Below are 26,082 nucleotides of genomic sequence, written 5' to 3' on the forward strand. Positions count from 1 at the left end.
TAAGCGCGAAAGTGGCGATCACCCGACCGTACCCAAGACACCGCCGCCGCACGTGGACATCCGCACCACGACATCCACCACGACATCCACCACGACCTACCGCGCCGCCGCCCGACCGCGCACACTGCCTCCCGGCCCACCCCCGCCCCTCCTCCCTCTCCCCGCACCCGAGCAGCAGAGGACCGCCAGTGCCAGCACCCGACCACCGCTCCCCCGCCGACCGGGCAGGCGCCCCCTCGTCCCCCTCCTCCCCCTCGCCCGCCGAGCCCGTGCGCGCCGGTCTGCGGGCGCTGGGGGCGCTGATCTCGTTCGCGGGCGGCCTGTTCCTCGCGGTCCAGGGCCGGATCAACGGCGAGCTGGGCCGCGCGCTCGACGACGGCTTCCTCGCCGCGCTGGTCTCGTTCGGCGGCGGGCTGCTGCTGCTCCTGCTCGCGGTCCCCACGACCCGCCGGGGCCGGGAGGGCGTGGCCCGGTTGCGCTCGGCGCTGCGCGAGGGCCGCATCCGGTGGTGGCAGTGCGCGGGCGGGGCGTGCGGGGCGTTCCTGGTGTCCACGCAGGGCCTGACCGTGAGCGTGCTCGGCGTCGCCCTGTTCACCGTGGCCGTGGTCGCCGCGCAGACCGTGAGCAGCCTGTTCGTGGACCGCGCAGGCATCGGCCCCGCCGGTCCGCGCCCGCTGACGGCGCCCAGGGTGGCGGGGGCCGCGCTGGCCGTGGCGGCCGTGGTGGTGGCCGTGTCGGACGACCTCGGCACGCCCGCGAACCTGTGGCCCGCGCTGCTGCCCGCGCTCGCGGGGATCGGGCTCGGCTGGCAGCAGGCGGTCAACGGCCTGGTGCGCGAGGCGTCGCGGAGCACGCCGGTGACCACGATGGTGAACTTCCTGACCGGCACGGTGGTGCTGCTCGTGGTGTGCGCGGTGGACCTCGCGCTGGGCGGCCCGCCCACCACCGCGCCGGGTGAGCCGTGGCTGTACGTCGGCGGCGCGCTGGGCATCGTGACGATCAGCACGGCGGTGCTCGCGGTGCGCTGGACCGGCGTGCTGCTGCTCGGGATGTCCCAGGTGGCGGGGCAGCTGGTGGGGGCGCTCGCGGTCGACGTGGTGGCCCCCACCGCAGGTCAGCCGCTCGCGGCGGTGACCGTCGTCGGCACCGCGCTCACCCTGCTGGCGGTGGTGGTCGCCGCGCTCCCGAGCCGGGGGTGATGCGAAGATGGGCGCTGTGACGGCGACGACCCTCAACGGCAGGGCAACCAGGGATGCGATCTTCGAAGACCTGCGCACGCGGGTGGCCGCGCTGGCCGAACGCGGTGTGACGCCCGGCCTGGCGACCGTGCTCGTCGGCGACGACCCCGGCTCGCACTCCTACGTGAAGGGCAAGCACTCGGCGTGCGCGAAGGTCGGCATCACGTCGATCCGCCGCGACCTGCCCGCGGACACCACGCAGGAGCAGCTCGAAGCCGTCATCGACGAGCTGAACGCCGACCCGGCCTGCACCGCGTACATCGTGCAGCTGCCGCTGCCGCGGCACCTCGACGCGAACGCGATCCTGGAGCGGATCGACCCGGCCAAGGACGGCGACGGCCTGCACCCGGTGAACCTGGGCAAGCTCGTGCTCGGCGACGAGGCCCCGCTGCCCGCCACGCCGCGCGGCGTGGTGGAGCTGCTGCGGCGCTACGACGTGCCGCTGGCGGGCGCGAACGTCACGGTGGTCGGGCGCGGGGTGACGGTCGGCAGGCCGATCGGGCTGCTGCTGACCAGGCGCAGCGAGAACGCCACGGTGACCCTGTGCCACACCGGCACGAAGGACCTGGCGGCCGAGGTGCGGCGCGCCGACGTGGTCGTCGCGGGTGCGGGCAGCCCCGGTCTGATCACCGCTGACATGATCAAGCCGGGTGCCGCCGTGGTCGACGTCGGCATCACCCGCACCGAGCAGGGCCTCGTGGGCGACGTCCACCCGGACGTCGCCGAGGTGGCCGGGTTCCTGGCCCCCATCCCCGGCGGTGCGGGTCCGATGACCATCGCGATGTTGCTGACCAACACGGTCGAGGCGGCCGAGCGCGGCCTCGACGCGGTCTGATTGGTGGAACGGTGGAGCTGATGCCGCAACAGGGCTGGCGGGGGGCGGCGGGCCAGCACCTGCCGTTCGCGCTGGTGCTCGGGGTGACGCTGGTCGGTCTGGTCCGCATCCTGCAGTACAACTGGCGCGAGGGCGTGGTGCTGATCGGCGTCGCGCTGCTGATCGCGGCGGTGCTGCGGGTGCTCGTGAGCGACGTGCAGGCGGGGCTGATCGCGATCCGGGGGCGCGGCGTGGACGCGCTGCTGTACTCGGCGATGGGGCTCGCGGTGATAGTCGTGGCGATGACCATCACGGGCGGCCCGCTGGACCGGGCCTGGTAGTGGTGCCGCGGGCGGGCCTCCGGGCGGGGCCCGCGGGAGTTCTCCCGGTGGCGGGGCGGATCTGATCCGCCCCGCCACCGGCGTTGTGGCGGGGATTTTCGGGGTGTCGCAGGGTTCTCGCGGGCGAGGTCCGATGGCGCCGCCGAGGCTCAGCGGCCGCCGCTGGGGCTGATGTCCGCCCCGAGCCCGACCGGCGCCGCCGAGGCTCAGCGGGCGCGTCGCCGGGGCCCTGCCGCGGTGGTCGCGGTGGCCGTCGTGGTCGCGGTGCTCGTTCCCGCTCGGTCACACGAGGTCGTCGGGCGCCCGGCGGGGCAGCGGGACGAGCAGCGGGGTCCAGCCGAAGCTGTGGTGGTACGCGGGTTCGCTGTCCTTCTCGTCCACCTCGTGGGCGGCCCACCAGTCGGCGAGACCGCGGAAGTCGTCGGAAGCCGACATCAGCCGTGAACCCCTTCCACTGCCCACTTCCCGCCGGTGCGGATCAGCAGGAACACCAGTTGTCCCCCGTCGGCCGCCACGCCGACGACCTGCAGGTGCGCCGCCCGGACGAGCGCCTGCTCGTCCCACCACCGCTCCCCCGCGGGCCAGGGCCCGGCCCAGGAGACGACCTCGCGCACCGTCCCCCCGTGCACGAGACGGCTGGGGGTCACGGTCAGCTCGGCGTCCCCGGTGATCCCGACGTCACCACCCGCCCCGTCGACGAGCGCCACGGGCTCGGGCTCCGCGAGCACCGTCGGCGGTGACGCCGAGGGCAGCCGGACGGGACTGCGCGGTCCGCGTTCTGAGACGAAGGTCAGATCGCGGGCGAGCACCCGGTCCGCGCGGGCCAGCGCTCGGGAACGCGCCGGATCGACGCGACACGAGCCGACACCCCCCGACCGATCACCGGAACCCGGACCGACACCAGCCCGATCACCGTGGGCCGGCCCGACGTGCGTCGGGCCGGCGTGGGCCACGCCGGTGTACGTCAGGCCAGAGCGCGCCGGGTCGGTGTGTGCCGAGCTGACGTGAGCGGCGCTGGCGTGAGCCGAGCCAGCGTGCGCCGGGCTGGTGCGGACGGAGCCAGCATGAGCCGGGTCGGTGTGGGCAGGGTTGGTGTGGGCAGGGTTGGTGTGGGCCGGGTTGGTGTGGGCCGGGTTGGTGTGGGCCGGGTTGGTGTGGGCCGGGTTGGTGTGGGCCGGGTTGGTGTGGGCCGGGAAAGCCTGGCCTGGGCCGGCATGGGCCGAGTCGGCGTGGGCCGGGCCAGCGTGCGGCGGACTGGTCTGGGGCGGACTGGTCTGGGGCGGACTGGTCTGGGCCTGGTCGGGGGTGTGCGGTGGCGGGGTCTGGCGCGGAGCGCTGAGCTGAGTTGAGGTGAGCACCGTGTTCCTCGTTCCTCTCCTGCGCGGCTAGGACGTGCGCGATCGCCGGGACTTGCCACTTCTCCAACCCCGTCGCGATCCTGGTGCGCGACGGCGCGCCGAGCCGGGAGCCAAGCCCAGGCAGCAGCAACTTTCACCGGGTCGGGTTGGGCTTGAGTCACCCCTGCGGTGATCACCGTTCCCACCGCGCCCGCAGGCGCACGGCGCGGTCGGGAGCAGCAGCCCGCGAAGTGCGGCCCGCACCCGGACCGAGGTGGATCGTGACGACGGCGGCACCCAGCGCCGCGCGGTGGACAACCGGACCGACACGCCCTCACTCACCCCAGCCCGGACCCGAACCCGCGCCCGAGCCCGACCGGGTCCCGGCCTGGGCAACACGAGCACGAGCGGCGCGAGCACCAGCAACACGAGCACCGGCGGCGCGAACATCAGTGGCGCGAGCACCAGCGACATGAGACCCAGCAGCACCGGCCTCAGCGGCATTGGCTTCAGCAGCACCGCCCCCGGCAGCGCCGCCCCCGGAAGCGCCAACCCCAACTGCTCTGGCTCCGGTAGCTCTGGCCTCACCAACTCTGGCCCCGGCAGTTCTAGCTCCAGCGACTCCGCCCCCAGCGGCTCCGCATCCGGCGACTCTGCCCCCGGTGACTCTGCCCCCGGCGGCCCCGCATCCGGCGGCCCCACATCCGGCAGTGCCAGCCCAGGCAGTTCCAGCCCCGGTGGCTCCGGCTTCGGCACCCACACCCCTCGGCGCGCCGACTCCGGCCGCACCAGCCCCCAGCCAGCGCCGAACACCCCCACCCCAGCGCCCGCTCCAGCGCCCGCCCCCGCAGACCTCCCGCGCCCCACCCCCGCACAGCAGCGAGAGCAGCAACGGTGCCAACCCGCGCATGGGCACCGTGCTGCTCCGCCTCAGGTCGCCCCACGGGAGGAGGGCCGCCGATTCCCCGCGAACCGGTCGGCGCCGGGCCCGCGCCGAAGTCGACTCGCCCGCCGCACCTACCCCGAGTGCGGCCTGCGTCGCCGTTGTCGACCTCAGCACCTGACCCCTCCTCAACGAAGTCCGCGCGCACCCCTGTGCGCGGACCGCCGTGGGAAGTCCGGCGACCTGACGTGTCGAACATGTGTTCGAACAACGCCATGATCTTATCCCGTCGCGCGGCCGACCTGTCAACGCCAGATCAACGAGATCACCTGTTGGTGGTCCCGCCCGAGCACCCCGCCCACACCCCCGCCGACAACCCCATCACCCCCCGAAAACCCTTGCCCCACAACCAGAAAAGAGCCGAGGCGGACCCCCGTGAAGGGTCCTGCCTCGGCTCTCGTCCGAACAACCACCGACCCCCACCGGGGGTCAGCCGGAGAACTCAGTGCGCGAAGTGCCGCGTCCCGGTCAGGTACACCGTCGCCCCGGCCGCCTCCGCCGCCGCGATCACCTCGGCGTCGCGGACCGACCCGCCGGGCTGCACGACCGCCCGCACGCCCGCCTGGAGCAGCACCTCCAACCCGTCCGGGAACGGGAAGAACGCGTCCGAGGCCGCCACCGAGCCGGAGGCCCGCTCGCCCGCCCTGGACACCGCCAGGCGCGCCGCGTCGACCCGGTTGACCTGCCCCATGCCCGCGCCCACCGTCGCCCCGTCGTGCGCCAGCAGGATCGCGTTCGACTTCACCGCGCGGCACGCCCGCCAGGCGAACGCCAGGTCGGCGAGCCCGCGCTCGTCCAGCGCCTCGCCGCACGCCAGGGTCCAGTTGGCCGGGTCGTCGCCCTCGGCCTCGATGGTGTCGGCGGCCTGGAGCAGCACCCCGCCGGACACCGCCCGGAACTCCGCCCCACCGCGCACCGGCACCGGCGCGACCAGGATGCGCACGTTCTTCTTCCGGGTCAGCACGTCCACCGCCCCGTCGGCGTACGACGGCGCGATCACCACCTCGGTGAAGATCTCCGCGACCTGCTCGGCCAGCTCGACGGTGACCTCGCGGTTGGCCGCGATGACCCCGCCGAAGGCGCTCACCGGGTCGCACGCGTGCGCCTTCCGGTGCGCGTCCGCGATCGCGCTCTCACCGGGCAGCGCCGACACCGCGATGCCGCACGGGTTGGCGTGCTTGATGATCGCCACGCAGGGCAGCTCGTGGTCCCACGCCGCCCGCCACGCGGCGTCCGCGTCGACGTAGTTGTTGTACGACATCTCCTTGCCGTGCAGCTGCTCGGCGGTCGCCAGGCCCTCGGCGCCCCCGGTGTACAGGGCCGCGCCCTGGTGCGGGTTCTCGCCGTAGCGCAGCACCTGCTTGCGCTGCCAGGTCGCGCCGAACCACTCGGGGAACCCGGTCTCGTCCGGCACCAGCTCGGCGCCCATCCAGGACGCCACGGCGACGTCGTAGGACGCGGTGTGCCGGAACGCGTCGGCGGCGAGCCGCTGCCGGTCGCCGAGGGTGAAGCCGCCCTCGCGGACCTGCTCCAGCACCCACGAGTACCGCGACGGGTCGACCACGACGGCCACGCTGGCGTGGTTCTTCGCGGACGCGCGGACCATCGCGGGCCCGCCGATGTCGATCTGCTCGACGCACTCGTCGGCCGACGCGCCGGACGCCACGGTCTGCGCGAACGGGTACAGGTTCACCACGAGCAGGTCGAACGCGGCGATGCCCAGCTCGTCCAGCTTCTCCACGTGGGAGGGCTTGCGCATGTCGGCGAGCAGGCCCGCGTGGACGCGCGGGTGCAGGGTCTTGACCCGGCCGTCCAGCGCCTCGGGGAACCCGGTCACCTGCTCGACCGGCGTCACCGGGACCCCGGCGTCCGCCAGCGCCTTGGCGGTGCCGCCGGTGGAGACGATCTCGACCCCGGCCGCGTGCAGGCCGGTGGCGAGTTCCAGCAGGCCCGACTTGTCGGAGACCCCGATCAGGGCCCGACGAACCGGTCGCCGCTCGGCAGGAGTGGTCACGGGATGCTCACCTTTCGTCCGTTCACGGTGCAGCCCTCTCGGGCAAGTCGGGCGACCACGTCGACGAGAAGCCGCCGCTCCACCACCTTGATGCGCTCGTGCAGGCTGTCGACGTCGTCCTCCGGGAGGACCGCGACCGCCTCCTGGGCCAGGATCGGCCCGGTGTCCACCCCGCCGTCGACCAGGTGCACGGTGGCCCCGGTGACCTTGACGCCGTACTCGACGGCGTCGCGGACGCCGTGCGCGCCGGGGAAGGCGGGCAGCAGCGCGGGGTGGGTGTTGACCATCCGCCCGCCGAAGCGGGCCAGGACGGCGGGTCCGAGGATCTTCATGAACCCGGCGGACACCACCAGGTCGGGCTCGTGGGCCTGGACCGCGTCGGCGAGGGCGGTGTCCCACTCCTCGCGGGTGGCGTGGTCGCGCAGCCGCACGGCGAAGCCGGGGACGCCCGCGCGCTCGGCGCGGGCCAGGCCCTCGATGCCGGTGCGGTCAGCGCCGACCGCGACCACCTCGACGGGGTAGTCGGGGGAGGCGGCGGCGTCCAGCAGCGCCTGCAGCAGGGTGCCGGAGCCGGAGACGAGGACGACGACCCTCGCGGGGACGGGAAGCCGGAGTGTGGTCGCGGCGCTCAGCGTGCTTCTCCTTGCTGGGGACTGTCACAGCAGCTCGGCGGCAAGCCTAGGCGCTGGCCGCGCGGCGACGTCCGCCAGGGGCGGTTGAGACCCTGGTCAGGGGATGTGCAGGGGGCCGGGCGCAGGTCGGCGCGACCTACGCCCGGCGGGTCAGCGGCGGGGCGCGGGGCCGGGTCCGGCCGGGTCGTCGGGGAGGTCCTCGTCCAGCTCGGCCAGCTCGCGGAACTCCGCCAGGTGGCTGAACTCGGACTCGTCCACCTCCTCGTAGCGGGTTGAGCCCTCGGGCGCCTCGGGGACCTCGTCGGCGAGGTCGGCGCCCGCCAGGTCGTCGGCCGTCCGCTCGGCCTCGACGAGCTCGTCCTCGGACAGCTCGTCGGTCACCGCTCCGCCTGCATCGGGATCGTCCTCCGGCGCGTCCAGCTCGTCGTCGTAGCCGTCGGCGAACCCGTCGGCGTCGTCCTCGGAGTCGTCCTCCGGGTACTCGTCGTCCAGCTCCCGCTCGGCCAGCTCCTCGGCGCGCTCGTCCTCCGCCAGCTCGGCCGCCAGCTCCTCCTCCGACAGCTCCTCGTCGGCGAGCTCGTCCTCGGACAGCTCGTCGTCCAGCAGCTCGTCGTCGGCCAGCTCCTCGTCCAGGTACTCGGCGTCCTCGTCGTACTCGTCCTCGTACCCGGCCTCGTCGTACTCGTCGTCCACCCCGTCAGCGTCGACCTCGTCGAGCTCGTCGTCCTCGCCCGCCGCGACCGCGACCCCGGCGGCGCCTGCGGCGGTCGCGGCGGCGACCTCGCCGCCCGCGCCCCGCTTGACCTTCTCCTTCTTCACCCTCGGCGGCCGGGGACCGGTCACCCAGGCGATCAGCGCGCCGGGCACCCCGACCCAGCCGAGCACGAGCAGCGCGGCCAGCCCGGCGGGCACGGTGACCGGGCTGAACGACCCGCCACCCAGGTCCCCGCCCGCGACGGCGGCGAGCACGAGCATCCCCACCCCGGCCGTCAGCGCGGCCACCAGGGCGGCCCTGATCCGCAGCACCGGCGTCTCCGCCGCGTTGCGCAGGTACAGCCCCACGACCACGCCGATCACCGCCGGGAGCACCAGCACCGCCGACAGGAACGTGCTGTGCTGGTCGGGCACGGCCGCCAGCAGCGGGACGGCGGGCAGCGGCCCGCCGACGAACTCCAGCGGCGTCACCAGCACCGAGCCGAACGAGAACCCGGCGCCCACCAGGTACGCGACGGTCGCGACGACCGCGTTCGGCAGGTACCCGACGCACAGCAGCCAGATGCCCAGGCCGCTGCCGACCGTGCCGCCCAGCTCGTCGAACAGGCCGCTGGTCAGCGGCCACTCCAGCGCCAGCCCGACCGCCAGCAGCAGCGACCCGGCGGCGGTGAGCGCGAACAGCGCCAGCGCGCCGCCCCACAGCCCTCGCCGCACCACCGGGTCCACCCGCTCGAACAGCACCTCGATGAGCCCGCACCGCTCCGCGACCCCGGCGACGGCCGCGATCGCGGACACCGCCGCCGAGCCGAAGAACGCCACGGCGGGCGTCGCCTGGACCGGCCCGGTGTCGCCCATCAGGAACGCGATGAGCCCGCCGGTGGCCGCGTGCGCGCCGGAGATGCTGAGCACCACCGAGCGGGCCTGGAGCGGCTCGAAGAGGCCGAGCCGGTCGGCCGCGCTGGCCGCCGCCCGGTACACCAGCAGCATCACCAGCGCGGTCGGCAGCAGCGGCAGCACGCCCAGGTCGCCGCCGCCGACGCGCAGCGGCACGTGGTGCGCGGCCAGCCAGCCGGGCGCGGCGGCCGTGAGCACGCCCGTCGTGGAGAAGGAGGCGTGCGCGGCCGTCGAGGAGATGAGGGCGAGGAGCGCGGCCACGGCCGCGTAGCCGAGGACCACCGAGCCCGCGGCGGTCATGGTGAGCACGCGCGCGTGCTCGGCGCGGGAGAACTCCGGTGGGCGGACCGAGTCGGCCACGCCGTGCGAGGTGGATTGCAGCACCGCCATCGCTCCACTGTGTCAGCCCGGCGCCCGGCTCCTCGCGGCGGCGCGCCGGAACGGCGGGAGGGGTGGCGCCGGTTTCCCGGCGCCACCCCTCCCGTGGTCCTCCCGGCTCAGCCCTGGGGCTGGCCGTAACCGCCCGCGGGCGGCTGGCCGGGCTGCTGGCCCGGCTGGCCGAACTGGCCCGGCTGCGACAGGTAGGACGTCGGCTGCGGGGCGTTCGGCTGCTGCTGCGGAGCGGGGCTCTGCTGCGGGAACGACCCCGAGGGCGGCATGGTGTACTGCTGCGCGGGCTGGCCGGGCTGGGCCTGCGGCTGGCCGGGCTGCGCGGGCTGCCCCGGCTGGCCGGGCTGCTGCGGGAACGCCCCGGATTGCGGGTTCCAGCCGCCGGGCTGGCCCTGGCCGTACGGGGAGGCGGGCTTCGGCTCCATCTTGACCACGCCGAGCTCCAGCAGCAGCGCGAAGACGATCGCGGCGGCCTGGAGCAGCGCGAGGATCAGCACGATGATCTGCATGACGGAGCTGCCGAGCGGCGCCTTCACCGTGACCTGCAGGGCCTGCAGCGCGGCGACCACCGACAGGACCGCCGCCACCGGCAGCGACTTGAAGGTGGGGATCAGCAGCGGCAGCGCGGCGAGGGCGCCCGCGATCAGCAGGTAGTCGGTGCCCGAGTACACGCCGTCGGCGAACGCGAGCAGGTAGGCGACGACCGCGAGGCCGACCGCGGCCAGCGGGAGGATCAGCTTCAGGTTGGGCCCCGACGCAGGCTGCGCCGGAGACGGCTGCTGCTGCGGGGCGCCGTACGGCACGGACATGGTTGAGGTCTCCTCGTCGACCGAGCGGGGGCTAGCGACGGGTGCACGCTAGCCGATGCGCACTCTCCGACGGCGACCGCCGCACGGCGGTTCCCCTGGTTGCGCTATTCCAGGGTGCCCGAAAAGCGACGAGGGTCACCCCCAAGTTAGGGGTGACCCTCGTCGCTCGTCCGATCGGGCTATCAGCCGATGGTGGACATGATCTCGCGCATGAGCGCGGCGGTCTCGCTCGGCGTCTTGCCGACCTTGACGCCCGCGGCCTCCAGCGCCTCCTTCTTGGCCTGGGCGGTGCCCGCCGAGCCGGAGACGATCGCGCCCGCGTGGCCCATGGTCTTGCCCTCGGGCGCGGTGAAGCCCGCGACGTAGCCGACGACCGGCTTGGTCACGTTGTCCTTGATGTAGGCCGCGGCCCGCTCCTCGGCGTCGCCGCCGATCTCGCCGATCATCACGATCGCCGCGGTCTCCGGGTCGGCCTCGAAGGCCTCCAGCGCGTCGATGTGGGTGGTGCCGATGATCGGGTCGCCGCCGATGCCGATGGCGGTGGAGAAGCCGAAGTCCCGCAGCTCGTACATCATCTGGTAGGTCAGGGTGCCGGACTTCGACACCAGACCGATCTTGCCCGCGCCGGAGATGTTGGCCGGGATGATGCCCGCGTTCGACTGTCCGGGGCTGATCAGGCCGGGGCAGTTCGGGCCGATGATCCGGGTCTTGTTGCCGGTGGCCACGGCGTGCGCCCAGAACACGGCGGTGTCGTGCACCGGGATGCCCTCGGTGATGACGACGGCCAGGCCGATGCCCGCGTCGATCGCCTCGATGACCGCGGCCTTGGCGAAGGCCGGGGGCACGAAGATGACGGTGACGTCGGCGCCGGTGGCCTCCATGGCGTCCGCGACGCTGCCGAAGACCGGCAGGACGGTGCCGTCGAAGTCGACCTTCTCGCCCGCCTTGCGCGGGTTCACGCCGCCGACGATGGTGGTGCCGGAGGCCAGCATCCGCTTGGTGTGCTTGGTCCCCTCGGCGCCGGTCATGCCCTGGACGATGACCTTGCTGTCCTTGGTGATGAAGATCGCCATCGTCGTCAGACCCCCGCAGCCGCGAGCTCGGCGGCCTTGTCGGCCGCGTTGTCCATAGTGTCCACCACGGTCACGAGCGGGTGGTTCGCCTCGGCCAGGATGCGGCGGCCCTCGTCGACGTTGTTGCCGTCGAGGCGGACGACCAGCGGCTTGGTGGCCTCGTCGCCCAGGATCTCCAGCGCCTTGACGATGCCGTTGGCGACGGCGTCGCAGGAGGTGATGCCGCCGAAGACGTTCACGAACACGCTGCGCACGTCCGCGTCGCCCAGGATGATCTCCAGGCCGTTGGCCATGACCTCGGCGGACGCGCCGCCGCCGATGTCGAGGAAGTTCGCGGGCTTGACGCCCTTGTGCTTCTCACCGGCGTAGGCGACGACGTCGAGCGTCGACATGACCAGCCCGGCGCCGTTGCCGATGATGCCGACCTGGCCGTCGAGCTTGACGTAGTTGAGGTCCTTCTCCTTGGCCTTGGCCTCGAGCGGGTCCTCGGCCTGCTTGTCGACCAGCTCGGCGTGCGCCGGGTGGCGGAAGGAGGCGTTGTCGTCCAGCGTGACCTTGCCGTCGAGGGCGACGATCTTGCCCTCGGGGTCGCGGACCAGCGGGTTGACCTCGACGAGCGTGGCGTCCTCCGCGACGAAGGTCTCCCACAGCTTGACGATGGTGTCGGCGACCTGGTCGGCCACCTCCGCCGGGAACTTGGCGGCGGCGACGATCTCGTCGGCCTTCGCCCGGTCCACGCCCTCGACCGCGTCGATCGCGATCTTGGCGAGGGCCTCGGGGTTCTTGACCGCGACCTCTTCGATCTCCATGCCGCCCTCGACGGAGGCCATGGCGAGGAAGGTGCGGTTCGCGCGGTCCAGCAGGAACGAGAAGTAGTACTCCTCGGCGATGTCGGACGCGGGGGTCACCAGCACGCGGTGCACGGTGTGGCCCTTGATGTCCAGACCGAGGATGCCGGTGGCCTTCTCCTCGGTCTCGGCGGGCGTCGTGGCCAGCTTGACGCCACCCGCCTTGCCCCGGCCGCCGGTCTTGACCTGGGCCTTGACGACGACGGTGGTGCCGAGCTGCTCGGCGATGGCCTTGGCCTCGGCGGCGGTGCTCGCCACTTCGCCCGGCAGCACCGGGACTCCGTGGGCGGCGAAGAGGTCCTTCGCCTGGTACTCGTACAGGTCCACTCGGGTCTCCTGCGACGTCGGTGTCGGACACCGCGTCCCGGTGCGGTCCCGGTGTGTCCGGCGCTCCAGGCGTGAGCCTGGTGCCCTCACGTCCAGGCATCACCTGGAACGCCGGCATAGCCGTGGGGGGACCGGCTCGACGCGGCTGCGGAAGACACTATCGACCAGTGCGGACCGGACCGCATCCGCTGCAAGTGAAGTCGGTCATAGCGGCGGTGAAGTAGATCACCGGACCGGTTCAGCGGTTGCGAGCGGTGCTCGCGACCGCCGCGGCGAGCGCGGCGGCGGTCGCCGCCGCTGCCAGCCACAAGCCGGGCGCGGGCGCGGCCTCCTCGGCGCGGGCGGAGGTGAGCGGGTACTCCAGGACGCGGGTGAGCAGCACGAGCGCGACGCCGCCCAGCAGGGCGGCGCCCGCGAGGGCGCGGGCCTTCGCGGCCACCGCGAGCGCGCTGAGGACGGTGGCCAGCGCGAGCAGCAGGCCCCACGAGCCCAGCCGCAGGTCGAGCAGCGGGATCGGGGTGAGCTCGGGGGCTTCGACCACCGGGAGCGCGAACGCGCCGACCGCCAGGAGCCCGGCGGTCACCAGTGCGCCGACCAGCGGCAGCGGGGTCTCGGCAGGCGGCTCCTCCTCGGTCTCGTCGCGCTCGGCCGCGCCCGCGAGCACGGCGAGGACGGCGGTGACCGCCGCGAGGACCACCGAGACGGCGGTCAGCCAGGCGCCCGCCCCCGGCTCGATCCGGCCGAGGGAGACGGCCAGCGCGCTGCCCGAGGTGACCTGGGTGGCCGCGTAGGCGGAGTCGAGCGCGCCGAGGCCCGCCAGCGGCACGGCGGCCAGCGCGGCGGCCAGCGCCGGGCGCGCGCGGGGCGTGAATCGGAGGGCGGCGGCCAGCACGAGCACGACCAGGCCCGCGGGCCACAGCAGGCGCGCGGAGTAGTCGTCGGGCGCGGTGAGGGCGGGTGGCAGGGCCAGCTGCGGCAGGAGCGCGCCCGCGAGGGCGGTGACGCCCGTGAGCGCGCCGAACGCGGCGGTGGCCAGGTGCAGCTTGCGCAGGCCAGGCAGGGCGACCGCGCCGTCACCGGGGGCCTTGGCCGGGACGATCGCGCCGAGGGCGACGACCGCGCCGACCAGCACCTGCACCGGTCCGGGCGCGAGCCCGAGCGAGTCCGCGGCGTGCGGGGCGACCACCCACGGGACGGCGGCGGCGGCGAAGGTCAGGGCGGTCGCGAGCAGGACGGCGCGGCGCAGCTCCGCGCCGAGCGCGCCCGCGAGGAGGCAGAGCAGCAGGGCGGCGGCGCAGCGCAGCAGGCCGCCCGCCAGGTCGAGGCCCTGGGAGTCCGCGACGCCCCCCGGCTTGATGAAGATGTCCCGCGAGGTGAACGGGGCGGTGAACAGACCGGCGGCGGCGAGCGCGCCCGCGAAGCCGGAGAGGGCGTACCGGGGGCGCTCGGGGAACTCGTCGCGCAGCGCGGGCAGCGCGAGCAGGCCCGCCACGACAAGCAGCGCCCGCCCGGCCAGCAGGACCCACAGGCCCGCGCCGGGGACCGGCTCGGCGATGCCCGTGACGTACAGCTCGGGGCGCACGACCCGGCCGGGGTCGGTGGCGATCCGGAGGTCGGAGAGCAGGCCGGCGAGCGCGAACGCGGCGGGCGGCACGAGCGCGGCGGCGGCCGGTTCGAGGCGGCGGCGGGCCAGCAGCACCCCGGCGGGGAGCACCACGAGCAGGGCCAGCACCGCGAGCAGCGGGGCGGAGTTCCACGCGGGGGCCGCGTCCGTCACGCCCAGGAGGGGGCCCGCGGCCACCAGGAGGGCGCCTGCGCCACCCAGGCCGAGCGCCGCGCGGAGCCTGATCGCGGCAGGGGGCGCCTGCTCAGCGGTTCCGATCACCGGCACGACGCTAGCAAAGGCGCGGTGCGTGACGGGGAGCGCGCGGAGGGTCGCGGGAACCGGTGTGGGAACCGGTGCGCCGAGCGATGCGCCGAGCGGTGCGCCGAGCGATGCGGCGAGCGGTGCGCCGAGCGATGCGGCGAGCGGCTCGGGAACCGGAGGGGGAGCCAGCGCGGAGAGCGGCTCGGAAAACGGCGCGGGAATCGGGAATCAACCCGGCGAGGGCGCGGTTGTGCCCCGTGCGGGGCGTAGGGGTCGCCTCGCACGGGGTAGCGGGACACGGGGACGCGGGGGCGGGAGACGACGGGGAGGGCCGCGCTCGGCGCGGAGCGGGGAGCCGCAGGCGGGCAGGGCTGGGCCCCACAAGCGGGGCGAGGCCGGGAGCCACAAGCGGGGCGAGGCCGGGAGCCGCAGGCAGGGCAAGGGGGGGCAAGGCCGGGACCCGCGGGCGGGGCAAGGCGGGCAAGGCCCGGAGCCACAGGCAGGGCAAGGCGGGCAGGGCCGGCCAGTCACCGGCGAGGCAAGGCGGGTGGGGCTGGGGAGCCGCAGGGGAGCAAGCGGGCTGGGCTGGGGAGCCGGGAACGCGCAAAGAGGGGAGTTGGGGACGAGCATTGCGGTTTGGCGCCGCGCACTGATCGTTCCCGCTGGTGCAGGGCCTGGAACAGGGGTTCCGCAGCCGCTCGGGGGTGATCGCGGGGCGAGTTGACCTTCACCCGGCCAGGGGAATCGGCACAAGTCCGGGACCAGGTCGTTTGGCGCCCGATCCTCCGGGAACCCAATTCGTGTCGGTTGTGCCGCATTCGGGGATGGGGTCGACCGGCGGAACGGGGTTGGGACGGGCGGAGCTGATCGGCGAGGGCGCTTCGGGGGCGCCGGACCGGTCGAGCGGCGCCACCGGACGACTCCGGGCGGCGCGCCGGGCCCGAGGCTCAGCGCGCGTCGCGGCCGGCCTTGACCAGGCCCCGGCCGTGGACGCCCGGCGCGCCATCGGACGCCACCGCCTCCCGATCCCCTCGCGCGCACGCCTGCGCGCGACGCACGCGTGCGTTGAGCAGGCCTGCGCGCACCGCGCCGCGCCCACGAGGACCAGCGCAGCCCACGAGGACCAGCGCATGAGGGCCAGAGCACGAGGACCGGTGCGCAAGGCTCGCGCTGGTGAGCGCCGGGGCTCAACAGCGGTTGCGCCCGAGAGCACCGGATCCACCAACAACTGCGCCCCAGAGCTCCCGCGCTCACGGACCTTCTGCGCCAGCAGACTCCCAAGCTCACGGACTCCCAAGCTCATGGGCTCCCGCACCCACGACTTCTTGCCACGAGCCCCCATACCCAGGAGCGCCGGGCGGGAATCGTGGGGGACGCCTCGCGATCGGGCGGTCACATAACGCGCGTGATGGTTCCGAGATCGGTCACAGGCGGTTACCGAAGGGTAGGAACGCCTTCCCGAAGCCCGCCGAACGGTCACAGTGGTCGGCCACGCCCCCACGTGATTCGGAATCGCCCGAGGTCACAGGCCCCCCGCCACAACCCTCGCCACTTTCCGCAATCAAGCGGTCACAAAGGGTTGCACAGATCACTCCGAAGGACGAAGTGCGGCCGGAGCGGGCTCCGTTGCACCCCGCAGCGCCGGGGATACGTGATTCGGGTCACCAACTTTTGACCATTGACATGAGGGTGATTCACGTGTCGGTAGGCCCTTTCACCCAAAAAGGGGACATAAAGGGTCGCCCCATAGTGCCTGCAAGCGCCAGGTTTGCTCACTCTCCAGTCACGGGCCGTCACAGATCTGTATTCCTGTCCTCCGCTCGGCCGCAATTCGGTAGACAGGGGGACGGGGGATTGCCCTCGGGGCTCCGGCCCCGTTACTGTCCCCCGGTCCGTTGTCACAGTCTGGTCACGACCAGGACAAGGAGTCGGTTCCCCGACCGGCTCACCGGGATCCCCCGCCCGGAGTCCTCGACCCGACTCCCCGAAGACGGAAGGCCTGGTCTTGTCTCGACACCGCTCCCCCGGCGGCAGTACTGACAGCGCAGTCATCGACGAAGCCGTCGACCGCGCATCCACCCGTGAGGTGAGCACGCACCGGCTGCCGCCGCCGCCGTCCTCGCTGCGTGGCCGCGTCGTGGTCGCCGCCGTCGCGGTCGGCGCGTTCGCCGCCGCGGGCGCCGCGCAGACCGTGCAGGCGCTGGGCGGCCCCTCGCAGTCCGCCTCCGACGAGGTCGTGCCGCTGGCCGCCTCGGCTGCCGACGGCGCCGCCGCGTTCGGCGTCGGCGGCGACGAGGCCCCGGCCGCGCCGCAGATCATCCCGGTCGCGAAGACGGTCGACGCCGCCTCCGAGGCGCAGAAGCTCGCCAAGAGCCAGCAGATCGTCGAGCAGCGCGAGGCCGCCGAGGCCGAGCGCCTGCGCCCCAAGTTCGTCTCCCCCGCCCAGGGCACCTTCACCTCCGGGTACGGCGGTCGCTGGGGCACCGTGCACTACGGCATCGACATCGCGGGCCCCACGGGCACCCCGATCCTGTCCGCCGCCGACGGCACGATCCTGGAGGCGGGCACCGCGAGCGGCTTCGGCCTGTGGGTGCGCGTGCTGCACGACACCGGCGAGGTCACCGTCTACGGCCACGTCGACAGCTACAGCGTGGTCAAGGGCCAGCGGGTCAAGGCGGGCGAGCAGATCGCGCGCATGGGCAACCGCGGCGTCTCCACCGGCACCCACCTGCACTTCGAGGTCTGGGAGTCGGACGGCGGGCTCAAGCTGAACCCGCAGACCTGGCTCAACGCGCGCGGAATCGTGGTCTGACCGAGGGCCGACCGGCGGGCCGCGAGGCCCGCTCGACCCGCTCCGGCACCATCCCGACCAGCGCCGAGCACCCGAGCACGGGCCAGGCCGCGGGGCGACCGCTGTGGTGCAGGACCGCGCCGTCGCCCCTGAGCACCCGCATCCCCGCTCCCGGCGCGCCCTCGCGGGCACTCCGCTGCACCGGCACGAGCGGCGGCAGGGCGAGCGCGTCCCGGTCCTGGCCGCGCTCCGCGTGCGCCTGCTCCTGGCGACCGCCCAGGGCGAGCTGGGGCTGAGTGAGCTGCGTCTGGCCGAGCTGCGTCTGGCCGAACTGGGCCTGAGCGAGCTGGCTCTGGGCCGCCGGGGACTGGGCCGGCTGGGCCTGGGCGACGTGGGACTGCCCGGCTGCGCGCTGCTCCACTGAAGAACTCCTTCGCTCGCGTGCTGTTCCACCAAGATCGACGCGCGGAGGCGCCACCCGGTTGCCCTCGGTGACCCCACCGATCGCCCGCACGACGCGCCTGCCGCCCCAGACCGTCCAGGAGCCCCCCGAGCCCCCGTCCGGCCCTCGGCGTCCAGGACGGCGCTCTCACCCCGCTGCGCCGCCCTCACGGGCCGCGAACGGGCTTCCTCCGCCGAACGGGTGACCTGACGACGCGCGCTCCCCTCGCGCGCACCGCCCGAACCAGTGCGCTCAGCTAAGCAGAGGGGTCTGACAATTCCGGGCCGCGCGAGGTGGCAGGACGGGTGCGGAACGGGTGCGCGGCCCCTGACCTGCGCCGGAACCGGCCTCAGCGCCCCGCGCTCGGCCTGGAGAGCGCGACGGCCGGGTCGCGCTCGCGACCCGGCCGTCCCCCGACTGCCCCCGTGCACATCCCCCACGCCCGGCGGTCCGCTCCCCCGCGACCCCACCGGCGTCACCAACGGCCCCCGTCGTCCCGCTCGTGACACCTGGGAAGACGCCCGTGCCCGACCGCGGTTGCGCGCGCGTCCGGAAGAAACCCGAAAAAAGCGGGGACCCGGCCGCCGCAGCGACCGGGTCCCGCGAGAACCGCAGCTCAGAGCTTGGTCATCGGCACGCTGCCGATCAGCATCAGCCGGACCTTGCCCGAGGAGCCGAAGTCGATGGTGGCCGTCGCGCGCGGTCCGCCCACGCCGTCCACGGACACCACGCTGCCCAGCCCGTACTTGTCGTGCGTGACCCGGTCGCCGACCTCCAGCTTCAGCGAGGGCCCGCTCTGCATCCCCTTGGCCGTCCCGGACCGGGTGCCGAAGGTGCTCGTCGCGCCGCCCCTGCTGCCGCTCCACGTGGTCTGCGCGGCCGGGCCGGACCGCCGCGGCTCGGCGCGCTTCCACTCCAGCAGGTCGGCCGGGATCTCGTCCAGGAAGCGCGACGCCGGGTTGGCGGCGGGCTGGCCCCACGCCGAGCGCACCAGCGCCCGCGACAGGTACAGCCGCTGCTGGGCGCGCGTGATGCCCACGTACGCGAGCCTGCGCTCCTCGGACAGCTCGGCCGGGTCGCCCAGCGCGCGGGTGTGCGGGAAGATCCCGTCCTCCCAGCCCGTGCAGAACACGACCGGGTACTCCAGGCCCTTCGCGGTGTGCAGCGTCATCAGGGTGACCACGCCGTCGCTCTCGGCGTCCGGCACCTGGTCGGCGTCGGCGACCAGCGACACCCGCTCCAGGAAGGCGTCCAGCGACCCGGCGACCGGCTGGCCGGGGTCGGGCTCGGGCGCGGGCTCGCCATCGGGCTCCACCGCGCTCAGCTCGCCGAACTCGCGGGCCACGGTCACCAGCTCGTTCAGGTTCTCCACGCGGGTGTGGTCCTGCGGGTCGTCGCTGGCCTCCAGCTCGGCCCGGTAGGCGGTGCGGTCCAGCACCTCCTCCAGCACGGACGCCACGTCGTCGCCGCGCTCGACCCCGGCCCGCAGCTCGTCCAGCAGCTCGACGAACCCGCTGATGGCGCGCTGGGAGCGCGGGTTGAGCAGCGGCACCTTCCCCGCGACGGCGGCGCGCAGCGCGGTGGCGAAGCTGACCCGCTCCCGCTCGGCGTAGGTGGCCACGCACGCCTCGGCCCGGTCGCCGATGCCGCGCTTGGGCACGTTCAGCACCCGGCGCAGCGAGACGGTGTCGTCCGGGTTGGACAGCACCCGCAGGTAGGCCAGGGCGTCGCGGACCTCGCGCCGCTCGTAGAACCGGACGCCGCCGACGACCTTGTAGGGCAGGCCGAGGCGGATGAAGATCTCCTCGAACACGCGCGACTGGTTGTTGGTCCGGTAGAACACGGCGATCTCGCCGTTGTTCGCGTCGCCGCCGTCGACCAGCCGGTCGATCTCGCGGGCCACGAACGCGGCCTCGTCGTGCTCGTTGTCCGCGACGTACCCGACGATCTTCTCGCCGTCGCCGAGGTCGCTCCACAGCCGCTTGTCGCGCCGGTCCGGGTTGCGCGAGATGACCGCGTTCGCGGCGGTCAGGATGGTCTGGGTCGAGCGGTAGTTCTGCTCCAGCAGGACCGTGGTGGCCTGCGGGTAGTCGCGCTCGAACTCCACGATGTTGCGGATCGTGGCGCCCCGGAAGGCGTAGATGGACTGGTCGGCGTCGCCGACCACGCACAGCTCGGCGGGCGGCACGCCGTCCGAGCCGGTGCCGACCAGCTCGCGCACCAGCGTGTACTGGGCGTGGTTGGTGTCCTGGTACTCGTCGACCAGCACGTGCCGGAACCGGCGGTGGTAGTGCTCGGCCACGGCCGGGTTGCCCTGGAGGAGCTCGACCGTGCGCATGATCAGGTCGTCGAAGTCCATCGAGTTCGACTCGACCAGCCTGCGCTGGTAGGCGCCGTAGACCTCGGCGACCCGGCGCTCCAGGTCGTTGCCCGCCACCTCGGCGGCGTGCGCGGGGCCGACCAGCTCGTTCTTCAGGTTCGAGATGTGGATGGCCAGCGTGCGCGCCGGGTAGCGCTTGGGGTCGAGGTCCAGGTCGCGGGCGACCAGGGTGATGAGGCGGCGGGTGTCGTCCGAGTCGTAGATCGAGAAGCTGGACGAGATGCCGAGGGCCTTGTGCTCCCGGCGCACCAGGCGCACGCACATCGAGTGGAAGGTCGACACCCACATCGAGCGGGCGCGCGGGCCGACGAGGTCGGCGACGCGCTCCTTCATCTCGGCGGCGGCCTTGTTGGTGAAGGTGATGGCCATGATCTCGCCGGGGTGCGCGCCGCGCTCGGCGAGCAGGTGGGCGATGCGGCGGGTGAGCACGCGCGTCTTCCCGGACCCCGCGCCCGCGACGACGAGGAGTGGGGAACCCGCGTGCTCCACCGCCCTGCGCTGCGCCGGGTTGAGCCCGTCGAGCAGCGACGCGGAACCGGAAGAGGGGGGACTTGAGGGCAAGTCGAACAAGGCGCTCATCGTGGACCCACGGTACCGCCTGCCCACGTCACACCCGTGTCCCGCGCCGCTGTGGCATGATGGCGTTGTGCTCGCGGCTGCATTCTCCTTTTACTACGGGACCCGGACTCCGGCTCCCGTGGACCGCTAGCGCGCTCAATCCACCACGAAGCCCCGGAGTCCACAGGACTCCGGGGCTTCGTCGTTCCGGGGCCAGGACGCCGAGGCGGCGAACCCCGAGTCGAGAGGTCTTGAGATGAACAGCACCGACACCGCCGAGCAGGGCGCCGCCGTGCAGGACGTCGACGCGCTGCGGCAGGAGATCGACCACCTGGACGCCGAGCTGCTGCGGCTGGTCAAGCGCCGGGTCGAGGTGTCCAAGGTGATCGGCGCGGCGCGGATGGCCGCGGGCGGGACCAAGATCGTGCACAACCGGGAGATCGACGTCATCAACCGCTACCGGGAGCTGGGGCCGGAGGGGCGCGACCTGGCGATGATCCTGCTGCGGCTGGGCCGGGGCGCGCTGGGGCGCTGAACCGGCCCCGCGCGCTTCGCCCGGACGGGTGAAGTCGAGGCCTCGGACGAGCGGCGTCGGGAGGGCGGGCCCACCGGGAGCACCCGGCGGGCCGCCCGGACCCGCGCACCCGGCCTGAGCGGGTGCGGCGGGACCGTCGGCGGGCCCGGAAGCGGCCCGGCGGCGAGCGGGACCGGCGGCGAGCGGCCCGGTGGCGACCGGGGGCTTGACCGCCTCCGGCTCCGGTTCAGCGGGCGAACTCCCAGCGGTCCGCCAGCGCGGCCCTGACCAGGGCGAGGTCGGCGTCCACCAGCTGGGTGTCGTCGGGCACGTAGGCCAGCGGGTCCTCCAGCAGGTCGAGCCCGAGCAGGCCCTCCACCAGCGCGTGCAGGCACAGCGCGGCGTACCCGCGCAGGTAGCCGCCCTCCTGGGTGAGCACGGTCGGCAGCCCCTCGGCGGCCACCCGCGCGCCGATCGCCCGGTAGCCGGCGGCGGTGAGGTTGTGCCTGCCGTTGGGGTCGAACGCGGAGCCGTCGAAGCCGGAGGCGCACACCAGGAAGTCCGCGCCGAACTCGCGGACCGCCGGGAGCACCACCTCGTCCATCGCGCGCGCGTACGCGCGATCGCCCGCGCCCAGGGACAGCTCGACGTTGACGTTGCCGAGCGCGGGCTCGTCGGGCGCGCCGGTCTGCCGGTGGTTCGCGCCCCACGGGCCGTGCCGCATGTGGACCGACGCGGTCAGCACGTCCTCGGTGCCCGCGAACACCTCCTGGGTGCCGTTGCCGTGGTGCACGTCCCAGTCGAGCACCGCGACCCGCCGCCCGGCCCGGCGCGCGGTCTCGGCGACCAGCGCGGCGTTGTTGACCAGGCAGTAGCCGTCGGCGAGCCCCGGCTGGGCGTGGTGGCCGGGTGGGCGGACGAGCGCGTAGGCCAGCCGGGTGCGACCGGAGGCGACCGCGTCGTGCGCGGCGAGGGCGGTGCCCGCCGCCGCCAGCACGGCCTCCCAGGAACCCGGCCCGACCAGCGTGTTCACCTCCAGCGCGACCCGTCCCGGCCCGGCGCAGGCGGCCTTGAGCGCGGCCAGGTAGCCGGGTTCGTGGACGCGCGCGAGCTCCTCCTCGGTGGCCGCGCGACCGGTCGACCAGGTCAGGTGGCCCGCGACGGGGCCGTGCCGCAGCGCGTGCCGGAAGGTGCGCAGCCGGGCGGCGCTCTCCGGGTGCGGCTCGGGCTCGTCGAGCCAGTCCCACTCGCCGGGCAGCTCCCACAGGCCGGAGCCCGCGTCGTGCTCCAGGCAGGCGTCGTGCCAGAACATCTCCACGCACCGGAGATATCAGGGCGATCACGGATGGTCCACCGGGAAAATCGACGTGCACACTGGTCGCATGGACGTCATCGGCCTGATCACCGGTCTCATCGCCATCCTCGGACTGCTCGCCACCCTCGCGCACGGCGGCTACCTCGCCGCGCTGAACTCCGCCGCCAAGAGCAAGGGTGCCTCGGGCGCGCCGATCGCCAACTACGTGCGCGGGCGCTGGAGCGTCGCGGGCGTGACCGTGGCCGCCGCGGCGGTCGGCCTGATCATCAACGGCGGTTCGAGCCTGGCCGCCGACGTGATCGGCGCGGTCATCGCCGGTGGCGCGGGCCTGGCCGCGACGAACTCGCTGCAGGGCGCCAGGAAGCGGCTGAACAGCGGCAGCTGACACATCACCTGAAGGGGTGCTGCTGCGCCACGCAGGGATGATGCGCGCCGCCGTCCGGCAGCCTCCCGCCTAGCCTGTGCCAGGCGGGAGGGGCTATCCACCATGAACTCCAGGGCGGACGAGCAGCGGCAGGGCAGGCACCGGCTTCCGGACGACGCGGCCGAGTGGGCCTCGATGGGCGGTCAGCTGCCCGTCGACGCGCCCCCGCCGCGCGACCCGCTGCACGACAGCGACGCGGTCGGGCTGAGCAAGTTCAACATCGGGATGGTGCCCGCTTCGGTGACACCGCCCAAGACGTGGCGGCGCGCCGCGTGGTTCACGGTGATCTCGTCGGCGAGCGTGCTGGTGGGGTTGGCCGTGGCCGCGGTGGAGCTGGTCGGGCCGCCGAGGCCGGACGAGCCGTTCGCGCTGCCCTCCTACCCCCCGACGGCCCCGAGGCTGCCGGTGCTGACCACGACCGCCCCGCCGCCGGAGGCCGCGGTCGAGCCGGAGGTCGCGGCGCTGGCCGACGCCGCGCCGGACCGGGCGGGCCAGGCGCCGCAGGACGCGCCCGCGGCGGGCGGGGTCGGCAAGGCCCACGCGGGTCGGGGCGCGGGCCCCGGCGAGGGCGGGTGGACCGGCGAGCAGCGGGTCACCGCGCCGCAGGCGGGCCGGGCGAGCGCGGTCCCGGCTCCCCCGCCGCAGGTGTGGGCCCCGGTGACGACCGTGGCGGGCGGGAGCGCCGCGCACGAGGACGTGCTGGCGATCGCCTCGCGCACCGAGGAGTTCTACCGGCAGGTGGCGCAGAGCGCGGACGCCGCGCTGGAGCTGGTGTCCGAGACCGTGCGGGGCGTGGTCGGCGCGCTGGTCGCCGAGCGGTTCGGCGGGGCCTCGCACGTCCAAGTGACCGGGATCAGCGTGGACGCGGTGCGCGGGCTGAGCACCAGCACGCTGCTGGTGACGAACCGGGACGGCACGACGTCGACCGAGCACCGGGAGCTGCTGTTCACCGTGGTGGGCGAGCCGCTGATCAGCGGTGAGCGCCCGGTCCGCGCGCGCTGAGCGGCGTCGGGGCGGCCCGGTGGCGGGCGCACCGCGAGTCTGCGCGGCCCCGCCCGGTCTGCCCCGTCCGGGATGGTCCGCCCGGCGCTGAACGCCACGAAGGGGTGAACTAGCGGGTCGCGCTCTGGCTTTCCGCTGCTCTTGCACGGTACTTCTGGCGGCCACCCAGGTAGTCAGGAGCCGCCCGTGGAACGCGCCACCGCCACCGCGACCGGTCGCAGGCACGCCCGCACGGGCTCGGTCAGCGTGGCCGAGCTGATCGGGAAGCAGCCGAGCAGGCCGGGCCCCGCCTCGGGCCGGGCGCCGGGCATCTCCGTCGAGCTGATCGGCGAGGGACGGCCCTGCGGTGGGCGGAGTTCCGGCGACCTGTTCGGCGGGGACCTCGGCGCGGGTCCGCCCGGTCCCCCCGGCGACGGGTCCGCGCTCCGGCCGCACCGGGCGCGCCGGGTGGCGCGGGTGGTCGGCTGGATCACCGGGGCGCTGGTGCTGGTCACGTCCGTGGTGGCGGCGGCGGTGCTGGCCGAGCAGCGCGGGGCGGTCGTCCAGCACCTCGCCGTCGAGGTCCTGCCCGCCATGAGCGGGGCGTCCGCGCTGCGGCCGGACCTGCTGAGCGCGGAGCTGGGCGGGACGGCGGTGGTGGACTCGGGCCTGGTGGTCGACGGCCCGCTGCCGGTGCCGCAGCCCGCGGCGCCGGAGGTCGTGGTCGGGCCGAAGCCCCAGGTGGAGGTGGTGCGGCGGTTCTTCGAGCTGCTGCCCGCCAGGCCCGCCTCGGCGTCGGCGCTGCTGTCGCCGGACCTGGTGGGCGCGAGCCCGGCGGACTTCGTGGAGTCCTGGTCGTTGATCACCGCGATCGCGGTGGAGTCGGTGGCGAACCGGCCGGACGGGACGGTGCTGGCCGTGGTGTCGATGCGGGAGCGGGACGGCGGGCTGCTGCGCGTGGAGCAGCTGTTCCGGCTGACCGGGGTCTCCGCGCCGAGGATCGTCGGGGCCGAGGTGATCTCGGCCCAGCGGAGCTGAGGCAGCGGACTTGGGGCAGCGGGACCGGCGCGGCGGAGTTGATCGCGCCTCCCCGGAGCGCCCCACCCCAACCTTGACTCTGAGTGACCAGCAGGTGAACCAGGTGGACGCACCGTCACCTGTCGATGTGATTGCCAGGGAAAAATCCGCCAAAGGGGTTACATAAAGGGTCACGATTCGGTATCCATGTTCCCGGCAAGGGTGTGTCGCACCCCTCCGGGAAAGGGTGGCTCGCGGTGTCGAACGAGGACAATCGCCGTCGACGTGACTACTCGGACGACCGCCTCTCGGTCGCCGAGCTGATCGCTCGCAGCGAGGCCGAGACCGTGCGCTTCGCACCCGTCTCCGCACCCGTCACGCCTCGCGCCGAGCAGACCGCGCGGCTGCCCCAGAAGGCCAAGTCCAGGCTCAACCTGTCCGGCCGCGAGCTGCACATCACCGAGCTGCTGCGCCGCGAGGGCCGTCCCGCCGACGACAGCGCCACCGGTCGCGGCATCTCGGTGCCCAAGCTGGTCGCGATGGCCAGCGGCGGCGTCGTGCTGACCGGCGCGGTCGCGTTCAGCGCCTCGCAGTGGATGTCGACCCCGGACGAGCGCCCGCTGGCCGAGGTGCGGTTCGACGACCGCCAGGCCGCGCGCAGCCCCGGCAGCCTCACCGCCGACCTGGTCGGCGCGTCCCGCGACAGCCAGGACCAGGTCGAGGAGAGCGGGACCGAGGCGCCCGCGACCACCGAGACGACCCGGCAGAGCACCGCGCAGGAGCAGCCGCGCCAGCAGCAGCAGACCCAGCGCCAGCAGCAGCAGCAGACCCAGCAGCGCTCGGGCGGCGGCAACCAGCAGCAGCAACAGCAGCCGACCACCCCGACGACCAACCCCACGACCAACCCCCAGCAGCAGACGAGCGCGCCGACCACCCCGGTCACCTCGCCCTCGCAGCCCTCCACCCAGCCGTCCACGTCCACGCCCGCGCCGCCGCCCACCAGCGGGACCACGGCGCCGCCGTCGTCCGCGACCGCCCCGCCCCCGGCGTCCGGCAGCGCGACCCCGGCGCCCACCAGCGGCGTCGACCTCGGCATCGACCTCGGCAAGGTGCTGGAGCCCGTCGGCGGCTTCGACTTCTTCGCCCCGGCCCCCTGACGGCCCGGCAGGGTCCGGCACGACGGCCCTCCCGCCCCGGATCTTCACCCGATAAGGTGCTCCGGGAATGGGGCGTCCCGCGCGGGCCCCTGATCGGCACGCGACTCGCCTGCGAGCGCCACGGGCCCGAGGCGCGCACCCCGTCCGGGGTAGGCTCTGCGGGCGTGCGGTGGCCCATGCCGAACCCCGCGCACCGATCCGCACGACGAGGAGTCCCGAGCGTGAGAGCAGCCGTTGCCTCGGTCGCGCAGCGCTTCAGCGA

General features: G+C 74.2%; 20 protein-coding genes and 1 pseudogene. 9 read left to right on the plus strand and 12 right to left on the minus strand.

Translation table 11 applies throughout. From position 1 onward, the window contains the following. The first annotated feature begins 188 nt into the window (after nucleotides 1-188). From CNX65_RS31880 to CNX65_RS31890, 3 genes are read left to right on the plus strand one after another with little or no spacing between them, the layout of a single operon-like run. Entirely contained in the window at nucleotides 189-1,199 is a 1,011-nt protein-coding gene (locus CNX65_RS31880) for a DMT family transporter (protein WP_198320574.1), read from the plus strand. Between the two features lie 16 nt (nucleotides 1,200-1,215). Next, nucleotides 1,216-2,073 (plus strand): bifunctional methylenetetrahydrofolate dehydrogenase/methenyltetrahydrofolate cyclohydrolase, encoded by an 858-nt coding sequence (locus CNX65_RS31885; protein WP_198320575.1) that lies wholly within the window; start codon nucleotides 1,216-1,218, stop codon nucleotides 2,071-2,073. 20 nt (nucleotides 2,074-2,093) lie between these two features. Further along, nucleotides 2,094-2,393: a DUF3017 domain-containing protein gene (locus CNX65_RS31890; RefSeq protein WP_096498100.1), complete on the plus strand. Its 300-nt coding sequence runs from the start codon at nucleotides 2,094-2,096 to the stop codon at nucleotides 2,391-2,393. A gap of 282 nt (nucleotides 2,394-2,675) precedes the next feature. Here the strand turns inward: CNX65_RS31890 and CNX65_RS31895 are convergent, their stop codons facing one another. The 9 genes from CNX65_RS31895 to CNX65_RS31940 all read right to left on the minus strand — a co-directional run bounded on the left by CNX65_RS31895 (nucleotide 2,676) and on the right by CNX65_RS31940 (nucleotide 14,259). Continuing rightward, a complete protein-coding gene (locus CNX65_RS31895) occupies nucleotides 2,676-2,828 on the minus strand; it encodes a hypothetical protein (protein ID WP_177154671.1) in 153 nt (50 codons plus the stop codon). After that, a complete protein-coding gene (locus CNX65_RS31900; RefSeq protein ID WP_157767927.1) occupies nucleotides 2,828-3,100 on the minus strand; it encodes a hypothetical protein in 273 nt (90 codons plus the stop codon). Before CNX65_RS31900 ends, CNX65_RS31895 begins: the two co-directional genes overlap by 1 nt. Before the next feature lie 2,015 nt (nucleotides 3,101-5,115). Then, nucleotides 5,116-6,687, minus strand: coding sequence for a bifunctional phosphoribosylaminoimidazolecarboxamide formyltransferase/IMP cyclohydrolase (gene purH, locus CNX65_RS31910; RefSeq protein ID WP_096497056.1), 1,572 nt, complete (start codon nucleotides 6,685-6,687; stop codon nucleotides 5,116-5,118). Next, a complete protein-coding gene (gene purN / locus CNX65_RS31915) occupies nucleotides 6,684-7,319 on the minus strand; it encodes a phosphoribosylglycinamide formyltransferase (RefSeq protein ID WP_096497057.1) in 636 nt (211 codons plus the stop codon). The genes purH and purN overlap by 4 nt, the downstream gene beginning before the upstream one ends. Nucleotides 7,320-7,469: 150 nt before the next feature. Further along, complete coding sequence (locus tag CNX65_RS35860) at nucleotides 7,470-9,317, minus strand: cell division protein PerM (RefSeq protein WP_157767928.1); 1,848 nt, start codon at nucleotides 9,315-9,317, stop codon at nucleotides 7,470-7,472. Between the two features lie 107 nt (nucleotides 9,318-9,424). Continuing rightward, nucleotides 9,425-10,126 (minus strand): DUF5336 domain-containing protein, encoded by a 702-nt coding sequence (locus CNX65_RS31925; protein ID WP_096497058.1) that lies wholly within the window; start codon nucleotides 10,124-10,126, stop codon nucleotides 9,425-9,427. A 182-nt stretch (nucleotides 10,127-10,308) separates the two neighbouring features. Further along, nucleotides 10,309-11,199: a succinate--CoA ligase subunit alpha gene (gene sucD, locus CNX65_RS31930; RefSeq protein WP_015805190.1), complete on the minus strand. Its 891-nt coding sequence runs from the start codon at nucleotides 11,197-11,199 to the stop codon at nucleotides 10,309-10,311. 5 nt (nucleotides 11,200-11,204) lie between these two features. Continuing rightward, entirely contained in the window at nucleotides 11,205-12,374 is a 1,170-nt protein-coding gene (gene sucC / locus CNX65_RS31935) for an ADP-forming succinate--CoA ligase subunit beta (protein WP_096497059.1), read from the minus strand. Nucleotides 12,375-12,612: 238 nt separating this feature from the next. Then, nucleotides 12,613-14,259, minus strand: coding sequence for a hypothetical protein (locus CNX65_RS31940; RefSeq protein ID WP_096497060.1), 1,647 nt, complete (start codon nucleotides 14,257-14,259; stop codon nucleotides 12,613-12,615). A 2,068-nt stretch (nucleotides 14,260-16,327) separates the two neighbouring features. Here CNX65_RS31940 and CNX65_RS31945 point away from each other — a divergent pair. Continuing rightward, the gene (locus CNX65_RS31945) at nucleotides 16,328-17,053 is read left to right on the plus strand and encodes a M23 family metallopeptidase (RefSeq protein ID WP_232520086.1); all 726 of its coding nucleotides are present in this window, start codon (nucleotides 16,328-16,330) and stop codon (nucleotides 17,051-17,053) included. Here CNX65_RS31945 and CNX65_RS31950 read toward each other — a convergent pair. Together CNX65_RS31950 and pcrA are read right to left on the minus strand one after the other, a co-directional pair. Further along, on the minus strand, nucleotides 17,028-17,453 hold the full coding sequence (locus CNX65_RS31950) for a hypothetical protein (protein WP_096497061.1): 426 nt from the start codon (nucleotides 17,451-17,453) through the stop codon (nucleotides 17,028-17,030). The two genes, CNX65_RS31945 and CNX65_RS31950, sit on opposite strands and share 26 nt — an antisense overlap. A 637-nt stretch (nucleotides 17,454-18,090) precedes the next feature. Next, nucleotides 18,091-20,433: a DNA helicase PcrA gene (gene pcrA / locus CNX65_RS31955; protein ID WP_096497062.1), complete on the minus strand. Its 2,343-nt coding sequence runs from the start codon at nucleotides 20,431-20,433 to the stop codon at nucleotides 18,091-18,093. A 214-nt stretch (nucleotides 20,434-20,647) separates the two neighbouring features. On the opposite strand from pcrA, the pseudogene CNX65_RS31960 reads away from it, so the two are divergent. Then, nucleotides 20,648-20,947, plus strand: a pseudogene (locus CNX65_RS31960) (chorismate mutase); the annotation flags it as partial. Nucleotides 20,948-21,173: 226 nt separating this feature from the next. Here the strand turns inward: CNX65_RS31960 and CNX65_RS31965 are convergent. Next, nucleotides 21,174-22,238: an arginase family protein gene (locus CNX65_RS31965; protein ID WP_096498102.1), complete on the minus strand. Its 1,065-nt coding sequence runs from the start codon at nucleotides 22,236-22,238 to the stop codon at nucleotides 21,174-21,176. A gap of 70 nt (nucleotides 22,239-22,308) precedes the next feature. On the opposite strand from CNX65_RS31965, the gene CNX65_RS31970 reads away from it, so the two are divergent. The 4 genes from CNX65_RS31970 to CNX65_RS31985 all read left to right on the plus strand — a co-directional run bounded on the left by CNX65_RS31970 (nucleotide 22,309) and on the right by CNX65_RS31985 (nucleotide 25,820). Continuing rightward, a complete protein-coding gene (locus CNX65_RS31970; RefSeq protein WP_096497064.1) occupies nucleotides 22,309-22,626 on the plus strand; it encodes a hypothetical protein in 318 nt (105 codons plus the stop codon). A 102-nt stretch (nucleotides 22,627-22,728) separates the two neighbouring features. Continuing rightward, the gene (locus CNX65_RS31975) at nucleotides 22,729-23,667 is read left to right on the plus strand and encodes a hypothetical protein (RefSeq protein ID WP_096497065.1); all 939 of its coding nucleotides are present in this window, start codon (nucleotides 22,729-22,731) and stop codon (nucleotides 23,665-23,667) included. A 186-nt stretch (nucleotides 23,668-23,853) separates the two neighbouring features. After that, a complete protein-coding gene (locus CNX65_RS31980) occupies nucleotides 23,854-24,684 on the plus strand; it encodes a hypothetical protein (protein WP_096497066.1) in 831 nt (276 codons plus the stop codon). A gap of 236 nt (nucleotides 24,685-24,920) precedes the next feature. Then, entirely contained in the window at nucleotides 24,921-25,820 is a 900-nt protein-coding gene (locus tag CNX65_RS31985; protein ID WP_096497067.1) for a hypothetical protein, read from the plus strand. Nucleotides 25,821-26,082: the final 262 nt, after the last annotated feature.

The sequence above is a fragment of the Actinosynnema pretiosum genome, from assembly GCF_002354875.1.
Classification (GTDB): domain Bacteria; phylum Actinomycetota; class Actinomycetes; order Mycobacteriales; family Pseudonocardiaceae; genus Actinosynnema; species Actinosynnema auranticum.